The 26,417-nt window shown below is 40.2% G+C and carries 22 protein-coding genes; 8 read left to right on the plus strand and 14 right to left on the minus strand.

What is annotated here, in order from left to right; translation table 11 throughout:
- Positions 1-85: 85 nt before the first annotated feature.
- The 4 genes from AOC36_RS12230 to AOC36_RS09105 all read right to left on the minus strand — a co-directional run bounded on the left by AOC36_RS12230 (position 86) and on the right by AOC36_RS09105 (position 8,213).
- Complete coding sequence (locus AOC36_RS12230; RefSeq protein WP_067633551.1) at positions 86-4,894, minus strand: MBG domain-containing protein; 4,809 nt, start codon at positions 4,892-4,894, stop codon at positions 86-88.
- Positions 4,895-5,104: 210 nt separating this feature from the next.
- The gene (locus tag AOC36_RS09095; RefSeq protein WP_067633552.1) at positions 5,105-5,890 is read right to left on the minus strand and encodes a Cof-type HAD-IIB family hydrolase; all 786 of its coding nucleotides are present in this window, start codon (positions 5,888-5,890) and stop codon (positions 5,105-5,107) included.
- Positions 5,887-6,234 carry an ASCH domain-containing protein gene (locus tag AOC36_RS09100; protein WP_067633553.1) on the minus strand — a complete coding sequence of 116 codons (348 nt, stop codon included), beginning with the start codon at positions 6,232-6,234 and terminating at the stop codon, positions 5,887-5,889. The genes AOC36_RS09095 and AOC36_RS09100 overlap by 4 nt, the downstream gene beginning before the upstream one ends.
- 179 nt (positions 6,235-6,413) lie before the next feature.
- The gene (locus AOC36_RS09105; protein WP_067633554.1) at positions 6,414-8,213 is read right to left on the minus strand and encodes a putative bifunctional diguanylate cyclase/phosphodiesterase; all 1,800 of its coding nucleotides are present in this window, start codon (positions 8,211-8,213) and stop codon (positions 6,414-6,416) included.
- Between the two features lie 206 nt (positions 8,214-8,419).
- On the opposite strand from AOC36_RS09105, the gene AOC36_RS09110 reads away from it, so the two are divergent.
- Complete coding sequence (locus tag AOC36_RS09110) at positions 8,420-8,848, plus strand: VOC family protein (protein WP_067633556.1); 429 nt, start codon at positions 8,420-8,422, stop codon at positions 8,846-8,848.
- A gap of 28 nt (positions 8,849-8,876) precedes the next feature.
- Here the strand turns inward: AOC36_RS09110 and AOC36_RS09115 are convergent, their stop codons facing one another.
- Positions 8,877-9,791, minus strand: a complete 915-nt coding sequence (locus tag AOC36_RS09115) for an NADP-dependent oxidoreductase (protein WP_067633557.1) — start codon at positions 9,789-9,791, stop codon at positions 8,877-8,879.
- A gap of 164 nt (positions 9,792-9,955) precedes the next feature.
- Between AOC36_RS09115 and AOC36_RS09120 the strand changes: the two genes are divergently transcribed.
- Together AOC36_RS09120 and AOC36_RS09125 are read left to right on the plus strand one after the other, a co-directional pair.
- Complete coding sequence (locus AOC36_RS09120) at positions 9,956-11,092, plus strand: acyl-CoA dehydrogenase family protein (RefSeq protein ID WP_067633558.1); 1,137 nt, start codon at positions 9,956-9,958, stop codon at positions 11,090-11,092.
- Positions 11,059-12,495: an amidase gene (locus AOC36_RS09125; protein WP_078055184.1), complete on the plus strand. Its 1,437-nt coding sequence runs from the start codon at positions 11,059-11,061 to the stop codon at positions 12,493-12,495. The genes AOC36_RS09120 and AOC36_RS09125 overlap by 34 nt, the downstream gene beginning before the upstream one ends.
- 50 nt (positions 12,496-12,545) lie before the next feature.
- On the opposite strand, the gene AOC36_RS09130 is transcribed toward AOC36_RS09125, so the two are convergent.
- The 7 genes from AOC36_RS09130 to AOC36_RS09160 all read right to left on the minus strand — a co-directional run bounded on the left by AOC36_RS09130 (position 12,546) and on the right by AOC36_RS09160 (position 19,537).
- Positions 12,546-13,064, minus strand: coding sequence for a putative periplasmic lipoprotein (locus AOC36_RS09130; RefSeq protein ID WP_067633560.1), 519 nt, complete (start codon positions 13,062-13,064; stop codon positions 12,546-12,548).
- A gap of 132 nt (positions 13,065-13,196) precedes the next feature.
- Positions 13,197-13,493, minus strand: a complete 297-nt coding sequence (locus AOC36_RS09135) for an MGMT family protein (RefSeq protein ID WP_067633562.1) — start codon at positions 13,491-13,493, stop codon at positions 13,197-13,199.
- A gap of 60 nt (positions 13,494-13,553) precedes the next feature.
- A complete protein-coding gene (locus tag AOC36_RS09140; RefSeq protein WP_078055142.1) occupies positions 13,554-15,680 on the minus strand; it encodes a M28 family peptidase in 2,127 nt (708 codons plus the stop codon).
- A gap of 384 nt (positions 15,681-16,064) precedes the next feature.
- The gene (locus AOC36_RS09145) at positions 16,065-17,327 is read right to left on the minus strand and encodes a metallophosphoesterase (protein ID WP_078055143.1); all 1,263 of its coding nucleotides are present in this window, start codon (positions 17,325-17,327) and stop codon (positions 16,065-16,067) included.
- Between the two features lie 123 nt (positions 17,328-17,450).
- A complete protein-coding gene (locus tag AOC36_RS09150) occupies positions 17,451-17,639 on the minus strand; it encodes a hypothetical protein (protein WP_067633564.1) in 189 nt (62 codons plus the stop codon).
- 251 nt (positions 17,640-17,890) lie between these two features.
- On the minus strand, positions 17,891-19,030 hold the full coding sequence (locus AOC36_RS12085) for a M15 family metallopeptidase (protein WP_067633565.1): 1,140 nt from the start codon (positions 19,028-19,030) through the stop codon (positions 17,891-17,893).
- Between the two features lie 231 nt (positions 19,031-19,261).
- Complete coding sequence (locus AOC36_RS09160; RefSeq protein WP_067633567.1) at positions 19,262-19,537, minus strand: hypothetical protein; 276 nt, start codon at positions 19,535-19,537, stop codon at positions 19,262-19,264.
- Positions 19,538-19,732: 195 nt separating this feature from the next.
- On the opposite strand from AOC36_RS09160, the gene AOC36_RS09165 reads away from it, so the two are divergent.
- The gene (locus AOC36_RS09165; RefSeq protein WP_067633568.1) at positions 19,733-21,295 is read left to right on the plus strand and encodes a phosphoenolpyruvate carboxykinase (ATP); all 1,563 of its coding nucleotides are present in this window, start codon (positions 19,733-19,735) and stop codon (positions 21,293-21,295) included.
- Between the two features lie 180 nt (positions 21,296-21,475).
- On the plus strand, positions 21,476-22,867 hold the full coding sequence (locus AOC36_RS09170) for a CitMHS family transporter (RefSeq protein ID WP_067633569.1): 1,392 nt from the start codon (positions 21,476-21,478) through the stop codon (positions 22,865-22,867).
- A gap of 58 nt (positions 22,868-22,925) precedes the next feature.
- Here the strand turns inward: AOC36_RS09170 and AOC36_RS09175 are convergent, their stop codons facing one another.
- Together AOC36_RS09175 and AOC36_RS09180 are read right to left on the minus strand one after the other, a co-directional pair.
- Positions 22,926-23,444, minus strand: coding sequence for a biotin transporter BioY (locus tag AOC36_RS09175; RefSeq protein ID WP_067633570.1), 519 nt, complete (start codon positions 23,442-23,444; stop codon positions 22,926-22,928).
- Positions 23,434-24,396 carry a biotin--[acetyl-CoA-carboxylase] ligase gene (locus tag AOC36_RS09180; RefSeq protein WP_067633571.1) on the minus strand — a complete coding sequence of 321 codons (963 nt, stop codon included), beginning with the start codon at positions 24,394-24,396 and terminating at the stop codon, positions 23,434-23,436. Before AOC36_RS09180 ends, AOC36_RS09175 begins: the two co-directional genes overlap by 11 nt.
- Before the next feature lie 188 nt (positions 24,397-24,584).
- Between AOC36_RS09180 and AOC36_RS09185 the strand changes: the two genes are divergently transcribed.
- From AOC36_RS09185 to AOC36_RS09195, 3 genes are read left to right on the plus strand one after another with little or no spacing between them, the layout of a single operon-like run.
- Complete coding sequence (locus tag AOC36_RS09185) at positions 24,585-24,899, plus strand: hypothetical protein (protein WP_067633573.1); 315 nt, start codon at positions 24,585-24,587, stop codon at positions 24,897-24,899.
- On the plus strand, positions 24,900-25,289 hold the full coding sequence (locus AOC36_RS09190; RefSeq protein ID WP_067633574.1) for a biotin/lipoyl-containing protein: 390 nt from the start codon (positions 24,900-24,902) through the stop codon (positions 25,287-25,289).
- 9 nt (positions 25,290-25,298) lie between these two features.
- Positions 25,299-26,414 carry a sodium ion-translocating decarboxylase subunit beta gene (locus AOC36_RS09195; protein ID WP_067633575.1) on the plus strand — a complete coding sequence of 372 codons (1,116 nt, stop codon included), beginning with the start codon at positions 25,299-25,301 and terminating at the stop codon, positions 26,412-26,414.
- Positions 26,415-26,417: the final 3 nt, after the last annotated feature.

The raw sequence follows: 26,417 nt of genomic DNA on the forward strand, positions 1-26,417 counted from the left end.
CATGACTTTCTTGATCCGATAACCCCCTAACATTGAAAAAAGGCACGGAAGATCCATGCCCTTAATCATACCTATTTGTTAATGTTTACTTCATTTCTTTTCGCCGTAAATAGTACACACCAAGAAGAACAAGCATTCCACCAACAATCAAACGAGTTGGTTGAAGTGTATATGAAACACTTCCTACATTGACGATCTCTTGTTGATCGGTTTCGGTTTGATTTGATATGCGATCTTCCCCATCCACAGTTTCTTGTTCAACTGGTGGTGTTGGTTGTACATCTGGTGGTGTTGGTTGTACATCCGGTGGTGTTGGTTGTACATCCGGTGGTGTTGGTTGCACATCCGGTGGTGTTGGTTGTACATCCGGTGGCGTTGGTTGTACATCCGGTGGTGTTGGTTGTACATCCGGTGGTGTTGGTGTTGATAATACATAGAAGCCAAAGAGACTAAATGAGTCGATTTCAAATTCCAATGCATTATTTTGAACCACAGACCGGAAAGTCTCAAAGGTTCCATCATTCTTTTGGTGGACAATTAACACTTCCACACCATCTGGCTGATTTATATCAACAAGGGTAGCGCGAACACGGTCACCGCTTGGAATTTGATAATCTTGCATGGTTAAGATATCAACTAACTTTAAATCTAACATTCTAATTAATGAGTATTGGTCAAGCTGTGTCTCCGTCGGTTCAAATGTTACGTCAGTTGGCGTTACGGGTGTTGAAATTAAGCGAACGTTCCACGCAACATTGTCAATGATTGCATGGTCTGTCGTATGATACAGCTCCCTCACCTGTTCTTGGGCACGTTGAAGTGCTTCTAATAGAGGGGCTTGTTCTTGGGCGCTCAGTGTATTGAAGGTCTGTGTAGCGAGAATCACCACTTCTGCATAAGCTTCATCACTGAGCTGAGTGTTGATCTGCGCAATGATTTGATCCATTGCTTCTGAATTCACAACACTCAAGGTTCCTTTGATAAAGGTAATGGTGTAGTCACGATGCTCAAATGGAATCTCTTCCACAATGTCATATTCGCCAACACCTTCACCCTGTGATATCAGTGTACCACCAAGGTCGTCTTGAATGCTTGGACTTATTGTATAGGTAAAGTCTGGCATAGCTTCTCCTAGGTGTCGTGTGACATGATTGGCTTGGACGACTACGTCCATCGGGCTTACAGTCACAACCGCTGTGGCGATTGCGTCTTCATAGAGTCCATCACTGCGTTGTGTTGCGCTGATCATAACTCTTGTATCGTGTGTTGCATGGTGGAAGGTTGCCATGCCAGAGTCTGCATCAACCGATACTAACTCAGGATGAGAGGATGTCCATGTGATTGGACTACTGCCCAACACACCCTCAAGGCCTTCATTCAAGTCAAGGGGTTGATCCCCATACTGTACATTAAGCATCCCTCCATATAAGGTTGGGTTTGAACTAATATCGAATACTTGGATCGTGAGTGTGGTTGTTCCTATACCACTTTGGTCCATTGAATCAAGTACACCAAGTGGGTGGTATGAAATTTCAAAGGTATGGATTCCTTGTGGCAGGGTTTTAAGGTAAGCATTCTTGAAGATGAGTGCGTTTTGGATTACTTCCACTGCATCATTTGAACCCAGTATATTCCCCTCTTGTGTGTGACGTTCAATTGCCTTTACGACATTTCCATTCATTTCAATCTCAACACGCAGATCACTGGATTGTGCTTTTGAGAATTCCTGTTCAATTTCAGGTTCACTGTCTTTAAAGACAACCAAGCCATCCGATCCAATTAAGGTGATATTTTGATTGCTGTCCGTGATTTTAAGGTACACAAACCCAACAAAATTTGCATCCAACGTAAGGGTATACCCATTCACAATTTGAATCATATCGGGGTTGTATTCAAGGTCTTCTTCACTGAGTGAATTCTCAGAGAGAAGATAGGATAAATGTAAGGAATCAGGCGCTTCTATATCGTCAGCACTAAAATTAACAGAGAGCGTATCTTTACCAAAGAGTCCAAAGGTAATGGTTTTCACCAAAGTATCCCACAGGTTTTCGTTAATGGTAATGGATCCAGTTGGTGGATTGTCTTTGATGGTAATCATGCCAATGCTTTGAGTATCAATCACATACTTATCTTCAAGGTCAATCGTATAGGATATTTCATATTGTCCTGGCAGTTCAGTATTTTCATTAAAGTCGACTGCTAAGGTGTCCCCATTCACAAGCCCATTTATTTCATAGGTATACTCAGGTTCTGAACCCATATAGTATTTCTCTTGATCGTTAATGGTTAAGCTGATGGATTTTGGTTCAACCTTAACCTGAATCGTCGCACTTGCTTGTGTATAGTCTTGGGTTTCTTCTTGTGTCACAGTAATGTCAATGACATTTTCAGATGCTTTGTGCAGTGTAATCACTCCAGTATGTGCGTCAATGGAAAGCACCGATGGGTCACTGATGGTATAGTGTATTTCACCTGGCCTATTTGAGTTAACTGGAAAATGAACGCCTTGATCCCCATAGGTCACTGTTTGAATACCTGACGGCACCTCCAACACGGTATTATTTTTTCCTTGGATATTAATGGAAATCAGGGTGTCGTTGACACCAATTGTACCTTCTGGAAGCGGTTCTTCATAACCCAATGGATAATAACTGACGATAAAATCGTGTGTTCCGTTTGGTAACGATTCAAGGTATGCTTGGGTAAATGTGATGGTATCAACGCCATAAGATACGACATCTTCACCCAGCGTCTCACCCTTGTATTGAATCGCTTTTACCGTGTTTTGACGCATCTCAACTGTTAGTTCAAGATCATCGTCACGTTCACGATTGAAATCTGCTTGGAGGAATGGATTACTTTCTGCAACAATCAGGATACCAGGGGTTCGTGACATCTTGAGAAAACCAAATTCATCGGTTGTTTCCATGTAGATAACCCCTTTGAATGGTTGTGTTATGTTCAATGTATAGGTATTTTGTCCCGGTGACAACGGTTGACGTTGCATGTTTGTCTTCCAATGCTCACTGTCCCTTAAGGATGCTTCATCCATATAGAACGCATCGACCATCAGGTAATTAAAGGCCTTTTGTTCTGTAGCACTTTCGTTTACTTCAAATTCCACGATTATCGGTGTCTTATACATGGTATCGTAGGTTGTGGTGGTAAGAAATCTAGACCAATTATCAGACCCTATGGTTATGATCGGAAGGTGGGTGCTTGCTGTTCGTACTGTCCCACCACTTATTATTGCGCCTTCAAAATAGAGATCGTTCTCTTCGCTTTTCACATAGACTTCATAGGTTGTTTCGGGTTCAAGTTCGGTGATGATGTTACTGGAAGACCATTGTATTTCTCCATTTATTATCACACCATAGAGGATCCTTTGTCCTGTTTGTGTTTCAAGTTCAGCATTAATGCGTATTGAATCAGATCCCAGTGTGGTGGCAGTTATGTCGCTAATGGCAGCACCCGTCTTCTTAAGAAAATTGAGTGTTGCTTGGAATGTCCGCACCTCATAAAGGATATCATCAGGCGTAAACCTTAATGACACTGTATGGGATGATTCATGAAACTCAGAATTGTCATTGAGTTCAGGTTCTGATGCAATTATTTCTAGACTTCCTAAAATCACACTGTTGGTATCCGCATCCTTTACTTCAATACGATTTATAAGTTCAGTTGCGGTGGTACCTAAGGTTAGGTTCTCAAGGGTATCCTCGTTTAATGTGATCGGTTTTCGATCCACTCGGGTACTGTCACTTGAAATCTGTTTGACCCTTTCATCACTTGAAGTCTGCATTCGAATGAGTTCAGGGGTATGATGTGTCTGATCGGTACTGGTCGTTTTCTCCCATGCTTGACCGCCCAGGTATGCCATAGTTCCATTAATGCCAAGTGCATTACTTGCAAGCATTTGTGCTAGCGTCAATTCGGTCAATCCCTCAATACCTGCTGTCTCAAATCCTGGTCGTTGGTAGACGTAACCCCCAAAAATACTACCGGATGACCTTCCAATAAAAAGTCCAATCGATTCCATATTTGTTTGGATCGCTACATCTGAAGTTGAATACGATTTATTTATACTGCTTTGGTTGTTACCCACAAAGCCACCCGTTGCAGTTGTACCAGAAACAGACCCCGTTGAATAGCTGTCACTGATTTGGTTATTGTTATTGCCTACAAGGCCTCCGACATTTGTTGTGCCATTAACCCTAGCACTCGCAAACGATTCTGATATGGTTGCGGAAGAATATCCAACTAAACCGCCGACATTGATGGTTCCTTGAACAATTGCAGTAGAAACACTCGTCATTATTGACCCAGACATAGAACCAACAAGACCGCCGACATCATTACTGCCTGTTACGCTTCCAGATACATGGACGCCTTCGATAGTAGAATTTACAGCTTGCCCTGCCAGGATACCAACATAATTGGTGCCATCAACGCCAGTTGAATTGGTGAAAATCGTAAGGCTTGAAATGGTCGCATTGCTAAGATATCCAAAGAGACCGGCATGGGTTTCTTCCGGGTATCTGGTAGAAATAGCTAATCCGTAAATAGTCTTTGCATTGCCATTAATGTTTCCTGAGAAAGGATGGGTTTCATTCCCGATTGGTGTCCATCTTTTGTTCAGAGAAATGTCCGTTTCTAAACGATAATACCTTGAAGCTGTAATTCCGCCAGAAGCGACATAAGTTTGTAATGCCTCTAACTCGGACTGACTATTGATACTGCAGACGTTGGCAGCATCGTAGCCACAGGTATCATAGTAGTTTTCGTCTTCAGCGAATATCGGTGTGATATGTATGGTCATAACCGTCATGCATACTGTACACAATACACATATATGCTGAAGGAGTGCGCGAAATACAGCGTCTCTTTTATTCATATTATTTCCCCCTTAATCAAAAGTGACCTATTTTGCATTTCAAAAAAGCACTCTTGTTTCTTAGAATACAACCATAACATCATGTTTCGGGGTTTTAATATTCTTCTTTTTTTTACCTATAAAAAAGTATAAGTCTATATTTATCTTGTTTCGTGGGATGATTAGACGGGCTTAAAAAAAACATCCACATGTATGAGGATGCTTATTTAGTTAGATTAAGTTGAAGTATTTCAAGCCATTCACGATACCATCCGATTCTACGGATGAGGTCACGTGCGTTGCAACCTGTTTGAGTGCTTCATTGCTGTCTTGCATAGCGACAGAAGTTTTTACACTCATAAACATCTCGAGATCATTGGCTTCATCACCAAAGGCCATGGCTTCATCTGGCGTTAGTCCAAGTTTTTTTAAGACATGTTCCACTGCAACGCCTTTGTTGATGTCTTTAAGGCAAATATCAAAGGCATGCGGGCCGAATTTACGAATTGTTAGCTTTTCATCCAAATGATTTACATACTGTGCAACATCATACCCATTCCCTATTACTTGAAATACGTCATAGTGCTTCAAATCCTCGATATGGTGGATGGTTTGTAGATCATCGCCCATAAAACTCAAGTCACTTTTAGGGGGGCCTATGCGATAGTCTCCTTTGGATGTTTCAACAAAAATATTGAGGTCACAAACACCTTCAAGGACGTGAATTGCTTGGACTACCAATTCGTATGGAATCACATTGATATCGAGAATGGCTCCATGATGAATCACGATATTTCCATTTGAACAAATAAGGGTATCAATCTCTAAAATATCTTCAAATGGTTTCATACTTGCATAACTGCGTCCAGTTGCGATGGCCACCAAAACACCGTTTTCTTTGAGTTTATGAATGGCTTGTTTCGCACTGAATGGAATGCGTTCTAAAAAACCAAGCGAATGGTCTGCATTACTGGCAAGTGTGCCATCGACATCAAAGAATACAATTTTTATGCTCATGATTGCTCCTTTACACACTGTATTTCAATGGCCAATGCACCATAGGTTTCAATTGCTTCTTGAGCATAATAATGATACATATCACGATAATCACTGATTTCATCTTTTTTGTATCCCAAACGTGTTGGCTCATACGCTTCAAAGAGTTCTTTAAATGATTTAAAAGGGGTCAATGCAGTGACTGTTGCATTAAACCGTTCGCGTGTTGTGAGGTTTGTAAAGATAATGGTATCACCCACTTCAATGAGTTGGCGTTTTTCATCATTGATTCTCATTTCCACATCTTTCATCCCTAAACGAATCATATCATACGCATCATTTTCTAGGTTCATTTTAATAATCATGGGGTCATCACCTCTTTTATCCATGTTCAGTATACCACGAGTTTCGCTTAAAATCTGTGGTGAGCATGATTTATAGGGGGTTATGTATCAACTTGGAAATCAGTTTCATAAAACACCACGCTCCATCGCTATCAAAGAAAATAAATGACCGTCATGGGGATATGATGGCCTAGCATACTTTATGTACACATTTGATTCAACCACTTGATGAAAGGTTGTAGGGATTTGGGTTTACTGAAGAAAAACCCTTGAAGATTCTTACATTTTAGTTCTTTTAAAAAGGTTCGATCTTCCAGTGTCTCCACCCCTTCCGCAACGGTTTGAACACCAATGTGACTGCACAAGTCAAAGATGGCTTGAGTCAGTCTTCGTTTGTAATTTTGATCATGGATCCCTGTAATAAACATCTTGTCAATCTTCACGATATCCACCTCAAAATCGGATAAAAATGAAAGGGAGGATTCACCTTTTCCAAAATCATCCAAAGCCAATCTAAAGCCGATTTGCTTCAGTTGTTTACAGATTGATTGGGTTTTAGATACGTTATTCATCGCAACACGCTCCGTAATTTCAAACACAACATCTTTGGGATCAATGTGATATTGATGAGCCAGTGATTTCACAATCTCTACAAAGTTTGGATCTTCAATTTGCTTGCCTGATAAATTGATGGACATATAGAAATCCTGTTTCGTGGATCGTTTTTTGATGTGTTTCATATCATGAAATACATGTTCAATAATCCAATTTCCTAAAGGAATCATCAGGCCTGTATTCTCAGAATACGATATGAATTCATGGGGGGATACAAACCCCAATTGATCGTGATGCCAGCGAATTAGCGCTTCTGCACCCACTGGACATTCGTTTTCATTATCAACAATAACTTGGTAGTGCATTTCAAATTCATCATTTTCGATAGCGGTTTGGATTGCATCCCCCAACAAGAGCCGACGGATTGCTTTCTCATTGAGTAAGGCATTACTGAATTGGATGAAGTGGTTCTCTGCATGTTTCGCAGCATTTAATGCAATCTCTGCACTTCCGATGATATCATCCACAGTTTGTCCATCATCTGGATAAAGACTAATGCCAAATGAAGGACTCATTTCAACAAGTTTGTCATAAATTTCAAAAGGTTTTTCAAAGCATACATACACATCGTCAATCATGGTTGTGATGACTTCATGTGCTTCAATGTGATCAATGAATACCGCGAATATATCATTTCTAAATCGATAGATCCGTGCCCGTGAACCTACAGCATTCTCAAGTCTTCGTGCGATTTCTTTTAACACTTCATCACCACTGCGATACCCATAGCACAGGTTCACTTCGTGAAAGTAATTCATGTTTAAAAGAATCAAAGCATGTTTCATTTCTCGTTTGTTTTTTTCAGTTAATAAGTAATTAATATCTTGTCTAAGTTGTTGTTGGCTTGGTAAATCAGTGAGTCCGTCAACATATAATCGTTCATTAAATGTGTGTTGGATATGGTTGCGATACGACATATCAAATACGACGGATGCATAGCCATAGGGTTCACCTTCGTGGTTACTTACGGATGATATGCGCATCCATTGATAGTAGATTTCACCATTTTTTCTGCGATTCCAGATTTCACCTTCCCAGGTTCCATGTGAAAGAATATCCGCCCACATTGCTTCATAAAACAAGTGGTCTTGGTGACCAGATTGTAGTATTTTCATGTTATGTCCATGAAGTTCTTCACGGCTATATCCAGTAATGACATGCACTGCAGCGTTGGTCCATGTGATCACGCCCCTTAAATCCGTAACATAGATTCCCAACGGACTATGGTCAAGCAGATACAAAACACCCGCTAAATGATTTCTCATAACTGAAGTATCATGGCGAAAATCTTGGAGTGTTTGATACTCTTGGATCACTTTGAGCTCGTCAAAGGGCTCACTACCACCATAGAACAAATTTCTTGAATTGCGATTTCTATTTTTCATTCTATCCTCATAAATAATTTTTATTATTCCACCACTCAATTATAGCTTAATGCGTTGAATAAACAATAAAAAATGTATCATAATTTGAAATTAATTTCACATTGAAACGTTTCTTTGCGAACTCTTTTTACCCTTCCACAAAAAAATATCACTTCCCTCGATATATCAGCTTTTGGTCCTTATAATAAAGCTAAGGAGGACCTTTTATGAGTTCAATGGTATTTGTGAATTTACCCGTGCAAAACCTCGCACGGTCCGTATCCTTTTACACGCATTTGGGATTTAAGTTAAACCCTGATTTTTCAGATGACCATGCTGCTTCAATGGCATGGGATGATCATTTTGTTATTATGCTTCTTACCCATGATTTTTACCAACGTTTCATTGGCGATAAAGCCATTGCCAATACCCAAACACACAGTGCTGCATTAATCTCCTTTTTAATGGACAGTGCAGAAGGGGTGAAAGCGTTTGGTCAAAAAGCGGTTGAACATGGAGGCAGCGTCTATCGCATTGACTCAGGAGTATCTGAGGATGTGATGTTTGGACTTGAAGTCTGTGATCCTGATGGAAACATTCTTGAACCAACGTGGATGAAACCTTTTGAGACTGTTGATGCGGGTGCATCGATTTAAAAAAACACTTCAATTGAAGTGCTTTTTTTTACAAGTTTTCGTTTATGATAAAGACACTACGCCCTGATGTATGTTGCGTTTGCACAAATCGATGGGCTTCTTGTGCTTGATCAAGTGTGAACTTACCTGTGACCTTTACTTTCAGTCTACCATCCGCTAAATAACCGGTAATTTCATCCAACAACTGTTTGGAATCTTTAGGATACGATGGGATTTTTACCCCAAAGCTGGGGCCATCATAATTTGCTAAAGTGCGGATTTTAAGAGGTGTTTTGGCGATGGTTAGTAAGTCTTCCAGTTGTGTTCCAGATGTATCTACAATCCCATCAATACCGTTTGGAGCATGCGCATACACATCACGGACAAGGTGTTCACCATAGCGAATTGGTGTTGCGCCAAGCGATTGAATAAGGGCTTGGTTTTTCTCACTACCATCTGCGATAACACTAAGGCCCTTTGCGATTGCCATTTGAATGGTTGCTTGACCCACACCACCCGATCCACCATGAACAAATAAGGTGTTTCCCTGTTTTAAATCAAGTTCATTTAAAGCCCGCAATGCTGCATGGGCTGAAACCAAAACAGACCCTGCTGTTTCAAAACTCACATTATCGGGTTTATGGCTCCATTGGGATAACAACGCATATTCACACGCAGCACCCCCAAAGGCGAAGCCAAACACCGCGTCCCCAATCTTCGTATCCGTAACCTGTGATCCCAGTGCATCAACAATCCCAGATGCTTCTGTGGATGGAATAATCGGTGCGTCAAGGGGGTGTCCTTTGGACATCATGCCTGAACGTTTCTTGACATCAAAGGGATTAATGCCTGCACACACAACTTTAATCCGTATTTCATGAGGACCACATACCGGAATCAATGCGTCATCAACACGTTTTAACACATCTGGATTCCCATAGTCTTTATATTGAACTGCTTTCATCCTGTTCCTCCTTGTTTATGCTCTTATTATAATCCACATAAAGACCCATGGGTATGAATACACACTTTAAGTTTGTGAAAGGTCAAACGAGCGTTCACAGGGTACAAACCCAAACGTAAAGATTCTCATATGGTAAAATGAACTAAAGGAAGGATTGATTTAACATGTTTCTAAATGAAGAATTACTCAATGAAATACGCTCACGCGCTGCACACTATGATGCAACCAACAGTTTTCCACACGAAGACTTTACGGCCCTCAAAGACGCAGGATACCTAAAGGTCTTAGTCCCCAAAGCGTATGGTGGCTATGGGCTGAGTTTAGCTGAGGTTGCAGCTGAACAAACTCGATTAGCACGCTATGCAGCAGCAACTGCACTGGCGATTAACATGCATCATGTGATTGTGGGAATGGCAAAACATATGGTGCGTCATGGGAATATGCAAGGCGTTCAAATCTTGGAAGATGCTGTGAATGGTGAACTATTGGCGTTTGGAATTTCTGAACCATCCAATGACAAAGTATTATTTGGTTCCATCAGTAAAGCAATCCAAGATGATCAAGGTGGATACCACTTTTATGGTCAAAAGGTCTTCATCTCCATGATCCAACAATGCACACGTCTGATTACTTTTGGTCAAGAAGACACTGACACGGGGCCATACTCGATTTTTGCCTATCTCGATAACAACCCTGAAACACTCGTCGTGAATCCAAATTGGAATACCTTGGGCATGCGGGCAACACAATCACAAAATATCGAACTAAAGGGTGCTTATGCTCCACAGTCGCGTATCCTAACAAAAGTGTCACCTGGTCCAAGTTTTGACCCTGTGATTTTTGGAATCTTCGCAAACTTTGAGATTCTTTTAGCGGCTACCTATCATGGCATCGGAAAACGTGCCCTTGAATTAGGGGTTGAAATCAGCGCTAAACGTCACAGTGTATCCAATAACACAACGTATGATCAAGATAAAGACATTCGGTGGCGAATTGCGGATGCGGCAATTGCCGTAGATAGTGTTGAACTTCAAATTGAAGGGCTCTCACATAAATTCGAATCAGACTTTGATTATGGCAGGTTTTGGATGCCAAAACTCTCAGCTGTGAAAAACAATGCAGTGGAAACATCAAAGATTGCAGTTGAAGCAATAATCCGTGCGTGTGGAGGACGTGCTTACTATAATGATCAGGAACTCTCGCGTTTATTAAGAGATGTTTATGCCGGACTCTTCCAACCATCAGATCAAGAATCACTCCATGGTGCATGGGCAGCTACCTTATTGGGACCCATAAAATGATGACACTGAGAAGCCTTGTTAGTAAGCTTTCATCACACAGCGTGACACCCTATGACCTTGTAAAGCAGGCCATTGAAATCATTGAACGTGAAAACCCTAAGGTTAATGCTGTTGTATCGACACGCTTTGAAGCGGCATTAGCTGAATCAAAACGGGATTATTCAAACACACTGTATAAAGGAATTCCTATTTTGATCAAATGTTTGGGACAGGATTTAAAGGGTGAACCCAGTACCAATGGTGCTGTGTTATTGAAGGATATGGTTTCCAATCAAAGCAGTTATTTTGTCCAAAAACTTCAAGACTTAGGGTTTATTATAGTGGGACAAACCAATGCTCCTGAGTTTGGATTCAAGAACATTACAGATCCTGTTTTGTATGGTTCAACACGGATGCCAACACACTATGACTATACACCTGGTGGGTCAAGTGGTGGGAGTGCCAGTGCATTAATGGCTCAGATGGTGCCTGTTGTAGGAGCCAGTGATGGTGGAGGATCCATACGCATCCCTGCAAGTTACTGCGGGCTTGTTGGACTCAAACCTACGCGTGGAAGTATGCCTGTTGGCCCTCATGGTTATCGAAGTTGGCAAGGTGCCGCCATCAATTTCTTTTTGACTCACACTGTGGAAGATTGTGAAAGCCTCTTTAATGCCATGAAACAAACCCAAATTGAAGCACCGTTTCCTTATGTTGAAAAACCCAACCTCAATAAGACACTGACCATTGCCTATAGTCTACAATCACCAGTTGGTCTGGATGTTTCCCCAGATGCGCACGCTGCCCTTTTAAAAACCATCCAACATCTTAAGGATTTAGGACACATACTGGTTGAAGATACCCCAGATATTGATGGAAACCGTTTGATGGAAACGTATTATCAAGTCAATGGGGTTGAAACCGCCGCAATGTTTCGCTCACTTGAACACATCTTTCAAAAACCAATCACAATCGATGATATGGAACTTACTTCATGGGTGATGTATCAATATGGCAAAGACTTAAGTGGGGTTGACGTAGTGGATGCACTCAGCTTTTGGGACCAGTGCAGTGTTATCATGCATGCATTTCATCAAACTCATGATTTGTATTTAACCCCAACGACTGCCACAACAGCGCCAAAAATTGACACAATCTATCAATCACAAGCATGCTTAAACAAAATGAAGCACATTGAAAAAGATCCGCATAAATATGCGGTCTTATGGGACATGTTTGAGCGGTCTTTAGCAAATACACCCTATACCATGCTTGCGAATATCACGGGTCAACCGGCGATCAGTTTACCCTTATATCAAAACGCTAAAGGGTTTAATTTGGGATCTCAGTTTATGGCATCAAAAGGAAACGAAGCGCTCTTGTTTATGATTTCCAAACAACTCGAACCCTATTTTATAACTTAATAAAAGGATGTTTCACCTTATTGTGTGAAACATCCTTTTTAACACCTGTCTTATTCAACCGTAATGTCGCCAGTTACTTCAGCGCCTTTACTTTCTTTATCTAAATCTGAAGATGCTTTATACGCATCGCTGGCAAAGACGATATTTCCATCTACTTTTGTACCATACAACGCAAAACCATCGGCATTGACATAAATGTCACCTTTGACTGTACCATAGAAAATGGTAAAGTTTTCTGAATTCACCACAAGTTTTGGTGTTGTGAGTGTAAAGTTATCAATAACGTTGTAAGCATCATCTTGGGTATGTAATGCGAGTTTACGATAGATATCCTTTGATTCTTCGTTTGATTGGTGGAATGTTCCATCAACAACAAGCTCATCGGTAAATGTCACATCAGCGGTAATTGCTGTAATCCAGTTCCCTTCAGCACTTAATGATTTCTTGACAACCGTGGCATCATTGGTCACAGATGCTGTCGAATTTGCATCGGGTTTTTCTGAATCACCTGAGTTGCCACACGCAACCAATGCAAATAATACAACTAAAATACTCAAATACTTTTTCATAAGTACTCCCTTCTTGGTATACCTATAAATTACGCTTATAATTGAAATATTTCAAATGATATGAACATAACATCGTGAACCCAGAATAAAAAAGTGACAGATTTTGGCTAAAATGATTGAGTTATCAATCCTTTATCCCTTCAATCGATGGTTGGCTAAGTTAACACAGCCATTGGGTAAAAACGTGATGTGTTCTTGAAGTAAAAGGGTGTATTGTTCATCCCATCCAGGCACCAATCGTCCGTTGTGATTCACAACACGATGGCATGGATAATCACCATACATCGATGCGTGTGAGAGAATTTTCCCAATGAGTCGTGCGTTTTTGGGTGCCCCTGCACGTTTCGCAACATCCCCATAGGTACTCACATACCCACGTGGTATTTCTTCTACGATGGCTAACACAAGATACACAAACAGCTCATCCATGATCATCACCTCATGTGTTAAGTATAACAGATGATTGTCGTGAAGTGGTTCGATCGTGATTTATTTCAATATTTCTTGAAGTTTGGTTGATAAACCATCCAACGCATTGAGCTCATGGTGAACTTGAGCTTGCAGATTGTCCATCTCACCTTCTACTGCATTCTTGAGTATCTCAAGTTCTTCAGCATACTGACCTTGATCCCCTTTAGCTTGAAGGCTTTTAATGACATCATACAGATCAACATGACCTTGAAGTCTTCCATATCCCCATAATAAGCGATCTTGTGGTTGGTTGATGGCATAATCTGTAAAGTATTCATAGGTTTCTTTACTCCAATCATACGCATACCAATTGTTGTCAATGAGATAAAGTGAATTGTCTAGCGCTTCGGAAGCAACACCATTTTCAAGGGCTTGAATGGAATCCTTGAGTGCAATGAGATTGTTTTGTGAGTGTTCGTGTGGGAAAATCGATACATCTTCCCATGTGAGTCGTACAAAGTTATCTTCAACATACCTAAAGGTTTCAAGAACCTGATGATTGACATCGGCCGCTTCATTAAGAATTGACTGTGCTTCATCTTGCTTATCTTCATCCAACGCTTTCACGTAGGCATCATTGAGTGTTTTTACACGTTCCCAAGCTTGATTTGCAAAGGTTTCAAGGCTTTCAATTTTTGCAGACAAAGCATCATAAGCTGTGATGTTATCGTCCATAATAACTCCCCCTAAAACCGATTCATCCAAACGTTCTTTAAATGCTTCAAGTCGTGTGGAAAAGTCAAGCGGTGATATCGCAAGACGATCATAATGAATCATCAATTGCCCATACATATGATAATGATGTCTTAATGCAGCTTCGCTGTACGTCGTTTTATCATCCATGGGTGAGTGATAGGTGGATGCCGCAAATCCGCCACGTAAAGCGGTGACTGATGATGGGATACCTGCAATGGAGAATGAAAAATCATCCGACCATGTTTGGATTGGGTTAATGATTTCAACGCCCCCTTCAAAAACCCCTTCACTCGATTGAATTGATGGAATAAAGGTTTCAAGATAAGAGGTCAACTCATACGATGCACGGATTTGATCCACATCGCCTTCAACCATTGCCGGGAGTTCAAAGTTAATGTTCGCAATTACCTTTCCAACCCACTCTGGATGCACTTCAAAGATTTGTTTGTATGCCCCTGTTGACCAGTCATAACGGGTATTGGATACACCCCATTCTTCTGCTGCTGTTGCAATAAAAACCAGGGTCTTTTCAGGTGTGTACCCAGAATCAACCAAGGATTTCGCAATCCCCAGCATTAATGACACCGCAACACTGTTATCTTGGAATCCTTCAAAATAAGCATCATAGTGAGCACTCATTAAGACCATGGATTCGGGGTCTTTTCCAGGAATTGTTCCCACGATGTTGTAGGTCTTTTGATCACGCACGACCTCACTTTTCGCATCCAGTTTAATGCTCATTTCATGGGATGCTTTTTGGTTGAGTGTTTCACGAATTGCATTCGCATCGTTTCGACTGATTGAGAACGCTGCAGCATCTTCGCTGCCACAAATATCCTGTGCATTTAACGCATCATCGCTGATTTCTGAATATCCACCATCTTGCGCAACAATGACACCCAACGCTCCGTTTAAGTACGCTTCATAGGCAGGATAGTTCACCCACCAGTTTTCACGTTGGTTAATGTCGATTAACACCAGTTTCCCGTTAACATCCAAATCCTTGAGATCTTCTTGAGTCCCTTGACCACCATCAATCAAGGTATACTCAGACAACCCACTGGAATCAAAGTTGGTTTGGTACATCCCCAATTCAACTTCTTTTTGTGATCCATCAACGGTTGTGTACGTCAACTTTGCATACTCAAAGGTCCACGCATCGACAGTAATTTCATCTTTGGTAATATTTTGTAACCCAATTGCAGCCATTTCTTCTTTGATTGCTTCCCCTGCTTCATATTCAGCAGATGATCCTGCACTGCGATAACCTAAGGCTTCATTGGTTCGAAAGGTTCCCAACTTTAATGCAAAATCATACGCATACTGAGTATCCACCTTTTCAATAAACTGAGCCTGTGCTTGGGCCAGTGTAACATGTTCACTTTTAGGTGAACACCCTGCCAGAATCAGTGCAAGAACACTGATTAATAGTAGCTTCTTTAGTTTCATACTTCCCTCCTGTTTTAAACTAACGAGATTGATAATATCATGCCTGAAGGCCAACTGACAAGAGAAATTTGTTAATTCATATCAATACTTTTGTTTACCATTACTAAACTCAATCATTTTAGAAAACCCGTCGATTCATTTCATTTATTCTGACTAAACAAATCCACGCATTCCCCCGTTACTTCACGCTGTTTTTGAGATGATTGCGTCATTACTTTAACCTGATTTGAGGGTTTCATTTAGTATACCTAATAAAACAAAAAATCCATGAAATGAAGTGGGAGGTGTGATTTTTTCACAGGTATTGGTGTTGATGTGTTATAACTTAAAAAAACACGCGTCTTCCCAGCACGTGTTTGTTTGATTTCGATTGTGCCCTTAAACCTACCGTATTGGCGCTAGGATCAGGGTGTTTTCATCTTGGAGTTCTTGGTTCAACATGGATTCGATATAAGTTCCAAAGGCATTGTATTTTAATTGTGTCCATCGGGTGTAGCTTTCACTAGCTTTAAACAAATCAGAAAACGCATATAAATCCCCTCTAAAATAGTGTTCATTGACACTGACCACAAACTCAAGCATGGCGTCTTTTGTTTCTTTGTCAAAGTCATAGCCTTCTAAGGCTTCATACCCTTTCCAATAAGAGATTGTGTTAAAGAAATCCGTTGAATCTTCGGGTATGTCAAGTGTCAAAGGGATTGTTTGATAGTCCAACGATGTATCTTTATGGATGGTTAGGATGCCATAGCGATGGTCCAATACCGAAAGAGAACTGGAGGCGACATCATAAAAGCCGGATTGAGTCGCAATGTCTTGGATGTGTAAATGCCCTGAAAATCCAAGACGTACACCATAAGTCTCAAACAGATTCAACAAGCTCTCGTTGTTTTCGATGGTGAATCCGTTTGAAAAGCGTTGCGTATGCATAACCATGTTTTGATGACTGATTACAATTACTTGACTGTTGGCCTGTTGGGCTTCTATTAACTGTGTTTCAATCCATGTCAGGGTCTTATCTGAAATCACATTCTCTTTTTCATTGCCATTTACATCAATAAATAGCAGTTGCACTGAATCATTAAGAATCACACGATAGCTCAATGAGGTTTGATCCATTGAGGCATAGTTACTGTATCCATAATCTTTGTATAGGTTCAGAAACTCATTGATGCTTGTATTATCCGCGCGTTGATATGCTGTGCCTTCATCATGATAGTCAAAAGCAGCGTATTGTGAGAAATCATGGTTGCCTGGAATTACAAAAACACTGATGCCCGCATCTTTTACCCGTTTTAGTTTTTGAGCCAGTGCTTCATGACTGAGTCGTTCTCCATTAAAGGTTAAGTCACCCGACAAAATGAGCACTTCGGGGTTTGTTTCGATTACCTCATTGATAAAACTGTCCACAATTTCCTCAGCGTAATGAACCATCTTACCATCTGAATATCGGATCATTTTCATGAAGGTTTCATTGTCTTGTGAATAAAGCTGTGGTGTTAGGTAGTGAAGATCAGAAGCAATCATGATACGCACCTCATCAGCATCACTTAGAATTGGGTTTGTGGACACGAGGTCTTCTCTTACAGTCTGGGTACAACCACTTAGGAGTATTAACATTAAAACAAGCCATCGCTTTATCATTTTCATCACTCACAATCTTTAGGATTATTATACTTGATTTATTGGGCAATGCATAAAAAAAGAATTCATTATAAAAAGCCCTTTGTCTTTATACATGAATTCTTAAGGGTTGGTTATGGTTTCAACCCATCACAACAAGCGTTTGGCATTTTTAACATAGGAACGTTTTACAGTACCACAATCAACACAAATCATATGATACAACGTCTCTTTTCTAGAATTTAATCGGTTAATGGAATGAACTACCGCTTCGTTGCCATGTTTTGTCTCTACAAAACTGTTTCCACCACAATGCTTACACACATCCTTCTTGTCCATATTAAACCCCCTATCTTTTTTTATTTTTAAGCCTTATGTAAAAAACCATCTACTTGCCACTTAACGTGCTGCATCCGTAATGGTGATGTTTCACGTTCATTATTTCCCGGATAATATTTTAGGGTTGTCCTTTTGTTAAGGTTCCTTTATACCTGAGCGTGATGTTGCCTCTTTTTCAATACTATCGTACCATTCTCACACTGCTTTCGCAAGCGTGCTCATGGTATTAAGAACATCGAAAACACAGCGCGTCATTGACAATATCCACCCCCTTCAAAGCCCAGATATTCCTCAAGGGTGAGTCCTGAATTTTTAATATCTTCTGCAAGATCCCCAACATAACGTAAATGCCAGGGTTCATAGATGTAGCCTGTAATTGACTCGGTTTCTTCCAAGTAGCGTAAAACGAATCCATAGGTATGGGCATGTTCTTTGATCCACGCTGCTTCGTGTTCTTTCTCAACAAGATTCCCATTTTTGTGTTTAAGGTCAAAAGCTAGACCTGTTTGGTGTTCTGAATATCCAGGACGCGCTGAATAGCGCTCAGCTTCCTCTTTTCCATCACTTGAAACATAACTGTTATAGATTTTTTGTTGGGTATCAAAGCTTCGATAGCCACTGTATCCTGTACTGATATCAAATCCTAAATCGCGCATATCTTGAATAAGTCTTCGAATGTTATCCCCAGCTTCCGCATTTTCTTGAGGTGCATACGACTGTGGGAGTGGGTGTTTCTTATTTGCGATGATAACGCCTTGTATGATGGTAGGTTGGGTTACAGTATCCGGGGTTACACTGCACGTTGCATGCGTTGGGTTTTCTGCCTTTGTGATTACCTTCTGTTTAATTTTGAGTGTGAATGGCGTTTGACTTTGATTCTTTGATGTATCCGTTGCACTCAAGGTTCCATAATATTCACCCGGTGTATCATAATCGATGAAATCAAACATTACCTCAAGTGTGACTGGTGAGAGATCTTCAACGCTGAAGCTTTCTATATAGTTGAAATCAGAATCGATTTCCCCTATAACAAATTCAAATACATCGCGTTTCTTGGTGAACACAGGGGCTGTGGTATCGTTGACTTCAAGCTTAAGTTCCCCTTTTTTTTCTCCAAATCCGTATTTATATGTAAAGGGTAGGATGTAGTGACCCACTTCAGGATAATCGTGCGCTTTCATAACAAGTGATGTGGTATCCACTTTAATGGATTGGATCACCCGTTGGTCGTCTGTATTCAGTAATTGGGCAACATCAACATTAAAGGGATGTCCATATTCTATCGTAAGTGTTGGTGTACGTATTTCAAGTGCTTGATTTTGAGCACAACAAAAAACACCCACCACGATACTAAAGCATGCGACTAAACCCCATACATAACGCTTTTTCATAAGACCCCCCTTAAAGATTGTGTTTATAATCTTTTTAAAGTTTATGAACGGCTTATCCTCACTTATAGTGTACATCCTTGGACATACCTTTGACAACTCATAATAGTCTTATAAGTCATCGCTCACGCACAGTATCCCTTTTGGTTGTGGTATGGGTATAAAAAAAGTCTGCATCATACAGACCTTAGTTCAAGGATTTACATCAACAGGTGAATGCCTTAAATTCGCACATTACTTATATCCGATATAAAAAATAGTTGCATGGTTTGATGGTTCGCCAGCACTTTCAAAATCACCCCATAATAAGAGCATTGTTGCATAACCACCGGGTACATATTTTATTTTGGTGCCAAGTCCTATATAGGTATATTCTGATACTTTTATCGAAAAAATCGGTGCTTTTCCTTTGTGTATTCTGTTTGAATCAACACTAAACATCCCGATTCCTAAAACGATCAAAAGACACAGTGTGATAAACACCCGTTTTTTTGATTTGAATTGTGTCATCATGTCCTCCTGTATTCGCATTGAATGGTGTATTCTTTGTCATGATTATATCATAATATAGCCTGATATACCTCATCCAGTTAAGCGGTGTCGCAAGATCGTGAAAAAAATGTCTTATAAAGCGTTTTAAGACACTGAAAGAGCATTCATTGAACCTTCATCGTGATATGATAAAGTAAAGGATGGTGAATCGTTATGAAAGCATTAAGAACTACCATCGAAACAGCATTTTATAGCAATCATGTTGTTTCGATTTCGAGTTTACATGAAGCATATGATCTTGCTTCTTTAGCACCTCAATCAATTGTGAGTGATATGTTGGTGACAAATCCGACTGCCTTTGGTCTTCCTGAAGGTGCGAAAGTAATTGTAACCAATGATGGCAAGATAGTGGGGCGTACTGCCAAGGCCCGTCATATTGTGGGAAAAGATACCCTTGATTATTGTGGCATAATGCGGGATGTGATTGCACATAATCATAAACATCGATTTTATGCATCACGCATTAAAGTTGGATTGGATGAAGCGTTTGAAGTAAAAGCGCATGTCATGGTTCATGAAGATGATGTTGTGAACTTATATAATACCTTATTGAATTTTGAAAAGGACTTTGAACCAGTGGACGATTCAAATGATGAATCCATTTTTCTTTATGTCGACTCAACATGGCGTAATGACTTGTTTCCTCAAGGTCTTGTGATTTTGGACCCCTTTGACAATGTAGGTGCAATTCTTGGGTTGAATTATTTTGGCGAAATTAAAAAAGGGATTCTTTCATTAGCATGGAATTTGTCTAAATCGAAAGGATTCATCCCCTGTCATGGGGGCCTTAAGCGCATAAAAGGCGATCCGAGTTATACCATGGCTGTCTTTGGATTATCTGGCTCGGGAAAATCAACCATTACCCTAAGTGATCACAATCAGAAGTTTGAAACTGAGATCTTGCATGATGATGCTTTTGTATTATCCCATGATGGCACGCAATCAATTGCCCTTGAGCCCTCATATTTTGATAAGACCGCGGATTATCCGCTTACCCATCCTCAGCTTAAGTACTTTTTAACCTTACAAAATGTGGGCGTTACTTTAAAACATGGAAAACGGGTGTTTGTGACTGAGGACATACGCAATGGCAATGGGCGTACGATAAAGTCAAAATTTTGTACTCCCAATCGTGTGAATGTCTTTAATCATAAAATCAATGCAGTGTTTTGGATTATGAAAGATGAATCGTTTCCACCTCTCATTCGAATTGATAATCCCCGCCTTGGGGCCATCATGGGGGCCACCATGACCACCCAACGCTCTAATGCAGAAAATACAGAGGATGTGAATGTTCGTGTCATTGAACCCTTCGCGAATCCATTTAGACTGTATCCATTGAGTGAAGATTATGAGGACTTCAAAAACCTCTTTGAATGTGATGATATTGCGTGTTATATCTTGAATACAGGGAGTTTTTCGGGGAAGAAAGTTACACCCCAGTGTACCCTTTCAGCCATTGAATCCATCGTAAATAACAGTGCAGAGTTTGAATCATTGTGTGGGATACCGGGAATGAGCGTCATGAAACTTCGTGAATTTGATCAATTAATTCACAAAGACTCCACTATAAGTAATCTTTATGACACATTTAAATTTCGAGAAAATCTTCTCAATACATGGACAGATGCTTATCAAATATTACCGGATGAAGTTCATGAAACGATCCAAGAAATACTTCATTATTTAGACGATTCAATGAAACAACTTGGTTAAACGAGTTGTTTTTTTTATGCTTCAACTTCGAATATAGATTTTATTTATAACAAAGTGTATTTTGAGTGTTTATGGTGTTTTTATTGTGTTCTATTAACGCCAAATCCATTGTGGTAACCGCTTGCATACTTTATTGTAAAAGTGTAATTGCTATAAGCATTCATAAGGGAGGAAGAATAAATGAATACAATTACGATCTTAGCTTGGTTGATGATTGTTGTTTTCATCGTTTTATTAATGAGAAAAAAACTATCACCATTCACGGCACTTATCATTGTGCCACTAGTATTTGCTTTAATCGGTGCATTCTTAGGACTCTATACAGAGCAAATTAAAGAACTGTGGCCAGAAATAACCAATCCAAATGTTTGGCATCAAATTCGAATTTTAGGAGAGTTCGTACAAGATGGTGTGAAAAAGACATCCACGACTGGTATTATGTTACTCTTCGCGATCTTCTACTTCGCAATCATGTTGAATGCAGGTATGTTTGATCCAATTACTAAAGTCATGATTCGTATGGCAAATGGGGATCCCCTTAAGGTATTAGTGGCAACAGCAGTTGTTGCTGCAGCAGTATCCTTAAATGGTGATGGTACAACAACAACCTTGATTGTATGTACTGCCTTTATACCACTTTATAAGAAACTCAACATGAAGATGATGAATCTTGGGGTTGTTGTAATCTTGATGAACACGATTATGAACTTACTTCCATGGGGTGGTCCGACTGCCCGTGTTATCTCAGTATTAACGGAGCTTAACGGTAAGGATTCAGAAATCCTTCGAGCTTTATTACCAGGTATGATTGCTGCAACAATTTATATGTTATGTGTTTCAGCATATCTAGGGATGAAAGAACGTAAGCGTTTAGGTGTTGCCCACTTAACAGAAGCTGACATCGAACGTTTGACAACCTCAGTAGACCCTGAAGAAATCGCACTGAAACGTCCTAAATTATTCTGGGTTAACTTAACAATGACCGTTGTTCTGATTGCATTGCTGATGATAGAAGATACATTCCCTTCATTATTCCTATTCTTAATTGGAACAATCTTAGCACTTCTAATTAACTATCCGAAACTGAAGGATCAAAAAGCACGTATCCAAGACAACGCTGGAGATGCAGTACAAGTTGTTATTCTTGTATTAGGTGCTGGAGCATTTACTGGACTCTTTACCGCTACAGGTATGTCTGATGCACTTGCGCTTAGCTTAACAAGCATTATTCCTACAAGCCTTGGACGTTACTGGGGACTTGTTATTGCATTCCTATCTGCACCAGGTACATTCTTCTTATCAAATGATGCATTCTACTATGGTGTGTTACCGGTACTTTCTGATGTTGGTGCTACTTATGGATTTACTCAAATGGAAATGGGTGTTGCTTCCCTACTTGGTCAAGCATTCCACCTTCTCAGTCCACTTGTTGCCTTCATTTACCTACTTCTTGCGAAAACTGAACTTGATATGTTCGAATGGCAAAAAGAATCTGCGAAATGGGCATTGGGTATCTTCGCAATCTTTATCATTACAGCCGGAGTTTTAAATATCGTACCATTTGTGCGATAACCATAAAAGCATTCTAATAGTTTAAAAAGAACCGAGTGCATCTCGGTTCTTGTTTATTTTAAACAGGGATTCGATCACTGATCCATGATGATACCACAGAACTGAGACTATCCGTTGGAAGATATGGTAAACAGTAGAGCATCAAAAGCTTGCTGATTTCAGTAGGTGCTTCTAGAAGTACAGTTAGATTGTAATAGAGGTAAGGCATTGCGATACCATAGAGTACCACAATTCCTGCAATAAGGGATAGTATCCTGAACCCATATACTTTCTTGTCTTTAAAGGTTGCAATCGCATAAGCCATGGGAATAAACCCAACGATAAATCCAAAGGTTGGACTGAGTACAACGCCAAATCCACCCGATCCTCCTGCAAAGACTGGAAGTCCAATCAGTCCCAATAATACATAGAGGATAACTGCAGAAACAGCTTGCTTACGAGGAAGTGTTAATGCGGTGAGTGAGATTGCGAATGGTTGTAATGTAAATGGAACGATCGGTGTAGGAATGGTAATTTGTGCGCAGACACCGATTAAAGCTGCGAACAGTGCTATATGTACTAAATCTTTAGTTTTCATTGATTTTCTCCTTTATACTTACTTCTCCTGAATTGAGGATGTGAATTGTTTGGTGTTCATCACTCACGACCAGATGACCATCACGGGTAATATCCAGTGCTTTATAAGTGCCTTCTTTGGTACTTAAGGTTACATCTTTTCCTAAGATCATTGAACGATGTTTATACGCATCAATCAGTGCCTCACGATTGTCAGGCAATGCGTTATAGAGCGTATAAAATTGGTGAAGTACACTCATAATTAACTCATTTTTATCAATAAGATGGTCGGTGTCTTCATTAAGTGCAGTATAGATTGCACTGAGCGAATCTGGAAGATGCGTGTCGTGTTCTGTATTGATACCAAATCCTACAATACAGTGTTTAAATTTCTGTGTTTCCAATTCGATTTCGCCTTCAGTTAAGATGCCGCAAAGCTTCTTGCCATTTAACAAGATGTCATTGAGCCATTTAATCTTCGGTTTTAAACCATATAAGGTTTCAAGTGCGAGACATACTGAAAGCCCTGCACAGACCGTCACCAATTGAACATCATTGAGTTCGAGCTTGGGTTCTAATACAAGCGACATATAAACACCATGATTTGATGGTGAATAGAAATTGCGCCCATAGCGACCCCTGCCTTGTGATTGGTGACTTGCGAGAATCAAGGTATTTGCGCTAAAAGGCTGTGATTTCGCATAGGTGTTTGTTGAATCTAGCGATTCAAAATAATGAACTTCAGAAACATCATCCACCGACCTTTTGATATAGTCTGGTGAGATATTGCCAGAATGACTGTTCAAGCAATACCCTAGATTTCGAACGGAGTCGATTGAATACCCCAGGTCTTTAAGTTTCTGAATTTCTTTCCAGACATTTGCACGCGTCATATGAAGAGACTGAGCAATCGCTTCGCCACTTACATGTTGATGCATGTTATTTTCTAGAATTTCAAGTAATTTCTGATTCATAAAGTGTCCTCCCATGAGGAACAGTATCACGGTTTTGAACCATTGTAAACCAAAATAATGATTTTAGTTTACAATAGGTGTTCTTTTGATGTTTTTCACAGGGTTCACAGTCTAAAGAACACTTGAAAAGCACTATTTGATTTAAAGAGAATTTATAATTATTGTGTAGAGGAGAGGTCGGTGAAATCATGTTTTGGAATCGTAAAAAGAAAGCGTCACGTGAGCAAACACAACGTCAACCCATTCATATGGAACCCCGTGTTGAACCACTTGATTTTACAGTAAAAGCGACACAAGAAGAAGTCGAATTGGTCAGTGTCATCACATCTTCCATACTCACGCAAGATAAAACAGATACAACGTTTAAAGTGCGTTCTGTAAGGCGTGTTGATGAAGATAAAGTTGCGGTTGCGGCGATTGTTGCATCCGTACTGGCTCAAGATAAACCAGAATCAAGCGTACGCTTAGTCAGTTTACACGAAGTTAATAAGGAGGAAGCATAAATGCTAAGGAAATTTAGAGTCAAATTAAATGACAAGGAATACATCGTTGAAATGGAGGAACTTGGAGCACCTGTTGTCCAACCAACACCACCGCCACAACCTCAAAGTGCCCCACAACCTGCGGCCCAACCACAACCGGTCCAACAAGCACCGCAAGTTCAGATGGATACAACCGGTGGTACAGAAGTATTCTCACCGATGCCTGGAAACATTTTAGATGTTTTGGTTAAAGTTGGCGATAATGTTACTGAAAACCAAGTGCTTCTTGTACTTGAAGCCATGAAAATGGAAAACAATATTGTTTCTCCACAAGCGGGTACAGTTGTAGCAGTAAATGTCACCAAAGGGTCAACAGTTGATGTTGGCGCATTGATGATTGTAGTTAAGTAGGAGGCGAACATGGATTTTCTAATACAAGGTATTACCAGCATTACAATGGGGCAGATCATCATGATGGTGATTGGGGCCATCTTAATTTATTTAGGGATTGTGAAGAAATATGAACCAACCCTTCTTATTCCAATGGGATTGGGCTCAATACTTGTGAACTTTCCTTCATCTGGATTGATTACCCACCCTGGTGGACCAGAAGGGGTGTTAAATGTATTGTTTGATGCCGGGATCGCTACAGAGCTCTTCCCATTACTCATCTTTATTGGAATTGGGGCCATGATTGACTTTGGACCCTTACTTCAAAATCCTTCCATGCTTCTATATGGTGCTGCAGCGCAGTTTGGAATCTTCTTCACAATAATCGTCGCATTATTGTTTAATTTCTCACTTGAACAAGCGGCTTCAATTGGAATCATTGGTGCTGCCGATGGACCAACATCTATCTTTGTTGCGAATAAACTCGCTCCTGATTTGCTGGGGCCAATTACCGTTGCAGCATACTCATACATGGCACTTGTGCCAATCATTCAACCTGTAGCAATTAAGCTTGTTACAACAAAAAATGAACGCAAAATTAAGATGACGTATAAAGCAACGGGTGTATCAAAACGCGTGAAGATTTTCTTCCCAATTGTGATTACAATTGTCGCAGGATTTATCGCTCCGGTATCACTTCCACTTGTAGGATTCCTTATGTTTGGAAACTTATTGCGTGAATGTGGTGTCTTGGATAGTTTAAGTGCAACAGCGCAAAATGAACTCGTTAACCTTGTGTCCATTCTCTTAGGTCTTACTATCTCTTTGAAGATGACAGCAGAAGCCTTCCTTAATATTCAAACACTGATGATTATTGGATTTGGTCTTGTGGCATTCATCATGGATACCATTGGTGGTGTTTTATTTGCGAAGCTCTTAAATCTTTTCAGAAAAGAAAAAATCAATCCGATGGTTGGTGCTGCAGGAATCTCTGCATTCCCAATGTCGGCACGTGTTGTTCAAAAACTTGCAACAGATGAAGATCCTCAAAACTTTGTTCTCAATTTCGCAATTGGCGCAAACGTTTCGGGTCAAATTGCTTCTGTTATCGCAGGTGGTATGATCTTAATGTTCTTTGGATTTTAAATA

Source organism: Erysipelothrix larvae (assembly GCF_001545095.1).
GTDB classification, from domain to species: domain Bacteria; phylum Bacillota_I; class Bacilli_A; order Erysipelotrichales; family Erysipelotrichaceae; genus Erysipelothrix; species Erysipelothrix larvae.

Coding starts and splice junctions, on each gene's coding strand:
- AOC36_RS12230 (WP_067633551.1), bottom strand. CDS start 4,894: ATGAATAAAAGAGACGCTGTATTTCGCGCACTCCTTCAGCATATATGT.
- AOC36_RS09095 (WP_067633552.1), bottom strand. CDS start 5,890: ATGAGCATAAAAATTGTATTCTTTGATGTCGATGGCACACTTGCCAGT.
- AOC36_RS09100 (WP_067633553.1), bottom strand. CDS start 6,234: ATGATTATTAAAATGAACCTAGAAAATGATGCGTATGATATGATTCGT.
- AOC36_RS09105 (WP_067633554.1), bottom strand. CDS start 8,213: ATGAAAAATAGAAATCGCAATTCAAGAAATTTGTTCTATGGTGGTAGT.
- AOC36_RS09110 (WP_067633556.1), top strand. CDS start 8,420: ATGAGTTCAATGGTATTTGTGAATTTACCCGTGCAAAACCTCGCACGG.
- AOC36_RS09115 (WP_067633557.1), bottom strand. CDS start 9,791: ATGAAAGCAGTTCAATATAAAGACTATGGGAATCCAGATGTGTTAAAA.
- AOC36_RS09120 (WP_067633558.1), top strand. CDS start 9,956: ATGTTTCTAAATGAAGAATTACTCAATGAAATACGCTCACGCGCTGCA.
- AOC36_RS09125 (WP_078055184.1), top strand. CDS start 11,059: ATGGGCAGCTACCTTATTGGGACCCATAAAATGATGACACTGAGAAGC.
- AOC36_RS09130 (WP_067633560.1), bottom strand. CDS start 13,064: ATGAAAAAGTATTTGAGTATTTTAGTTGTATTATTTGCATTGGTTGCG.
- AOC36_RS09135 (WP_067633562.1), bottom strand. CDS start 13,493: ATGGATGAGCTGTTTGTGTATCTTGTGTTAGCCATCGTAGAAGAAATA.
- AOC36_RS09140 (WP_078055142.1), bottom strand. CDS start 15,680: ATGAAACTAAAGAAGCTACTATTAATCAGTGTTCTTGCACTGATTCTG.
- AOC36_RS09145 (WP_078055143.1), bottom strand. CDS start 17,327: ATGAAAATGATAAAGCGATGGCTTGTTTTAATGTTAATACTCCTAAGT.
- AOC36_RS09150 (WP_067633564.1), bottom strand. CDS start 17,639: ATGGACAAGAAGGATGTGTGTAAGCATTGTGGTGGAAACAGTTTTGTA.
- AOC36_RS12085 (WP_067633565.1), bottom strand. CDS start 19,030: ATGAAAAAGCGTTATGTATGGGGTTTAGTCGCATGCTTTAGTATCGTG.
- AOC36_RS09160 (WP_067633567.1), bottom strand. CDS start 19,537: ATGACACAATTCAAATCAAAAAAACGGGTGTTTATCACACTGTGTCTT.
- AOC36_RS09165 (WP_067633568.1), top strand. CDS start 19,733: ATGAAAGCATTAAGAACTACCATCGAAACAGCATTTTATAGCAATCAT.
- AOC36_RS09170 (WP_067633569.1), top strand. CDS start 21,476: ATGAATACAATTACGATCTTAGCTTGGTTGATGATTGTTGTTTTCATC.
- AOC36_RS09175 (WP_067633570.1), bottom strand. CDS start 23,444: ATGAAAACTAAAGATTTAGTACATATAGCACTGTTCGCAGCTTTAATC.
- AOC36_RS09180 (WP_067633571.1), bottom strand. CDS start 24,396: ATGAATCAGAAATTACTTGAAATTCTAGAAAATAACATGCATCAACAT.
- AOC36_RS09185 (WP_067633573.1), top strand. CDS start 24,585: ATGTTTTGGAATCGTAAAAAGAAAGCGTCACGTGAGCAAACACAACGT.
- AOC36_RS09190 (WP_067633574.1), top strand. CDS start 24,900: ATGCTAAGGAAATTTAGAGTCAAATTAAATGACAAGGAATACATCGTT.
- AOC36_RS09195 (WP_067633575.1), top strand. CDS start 25,299: ATGGATTTTCTAATACAAGGTATTACCAGCATTACAATGGGGCAGATC.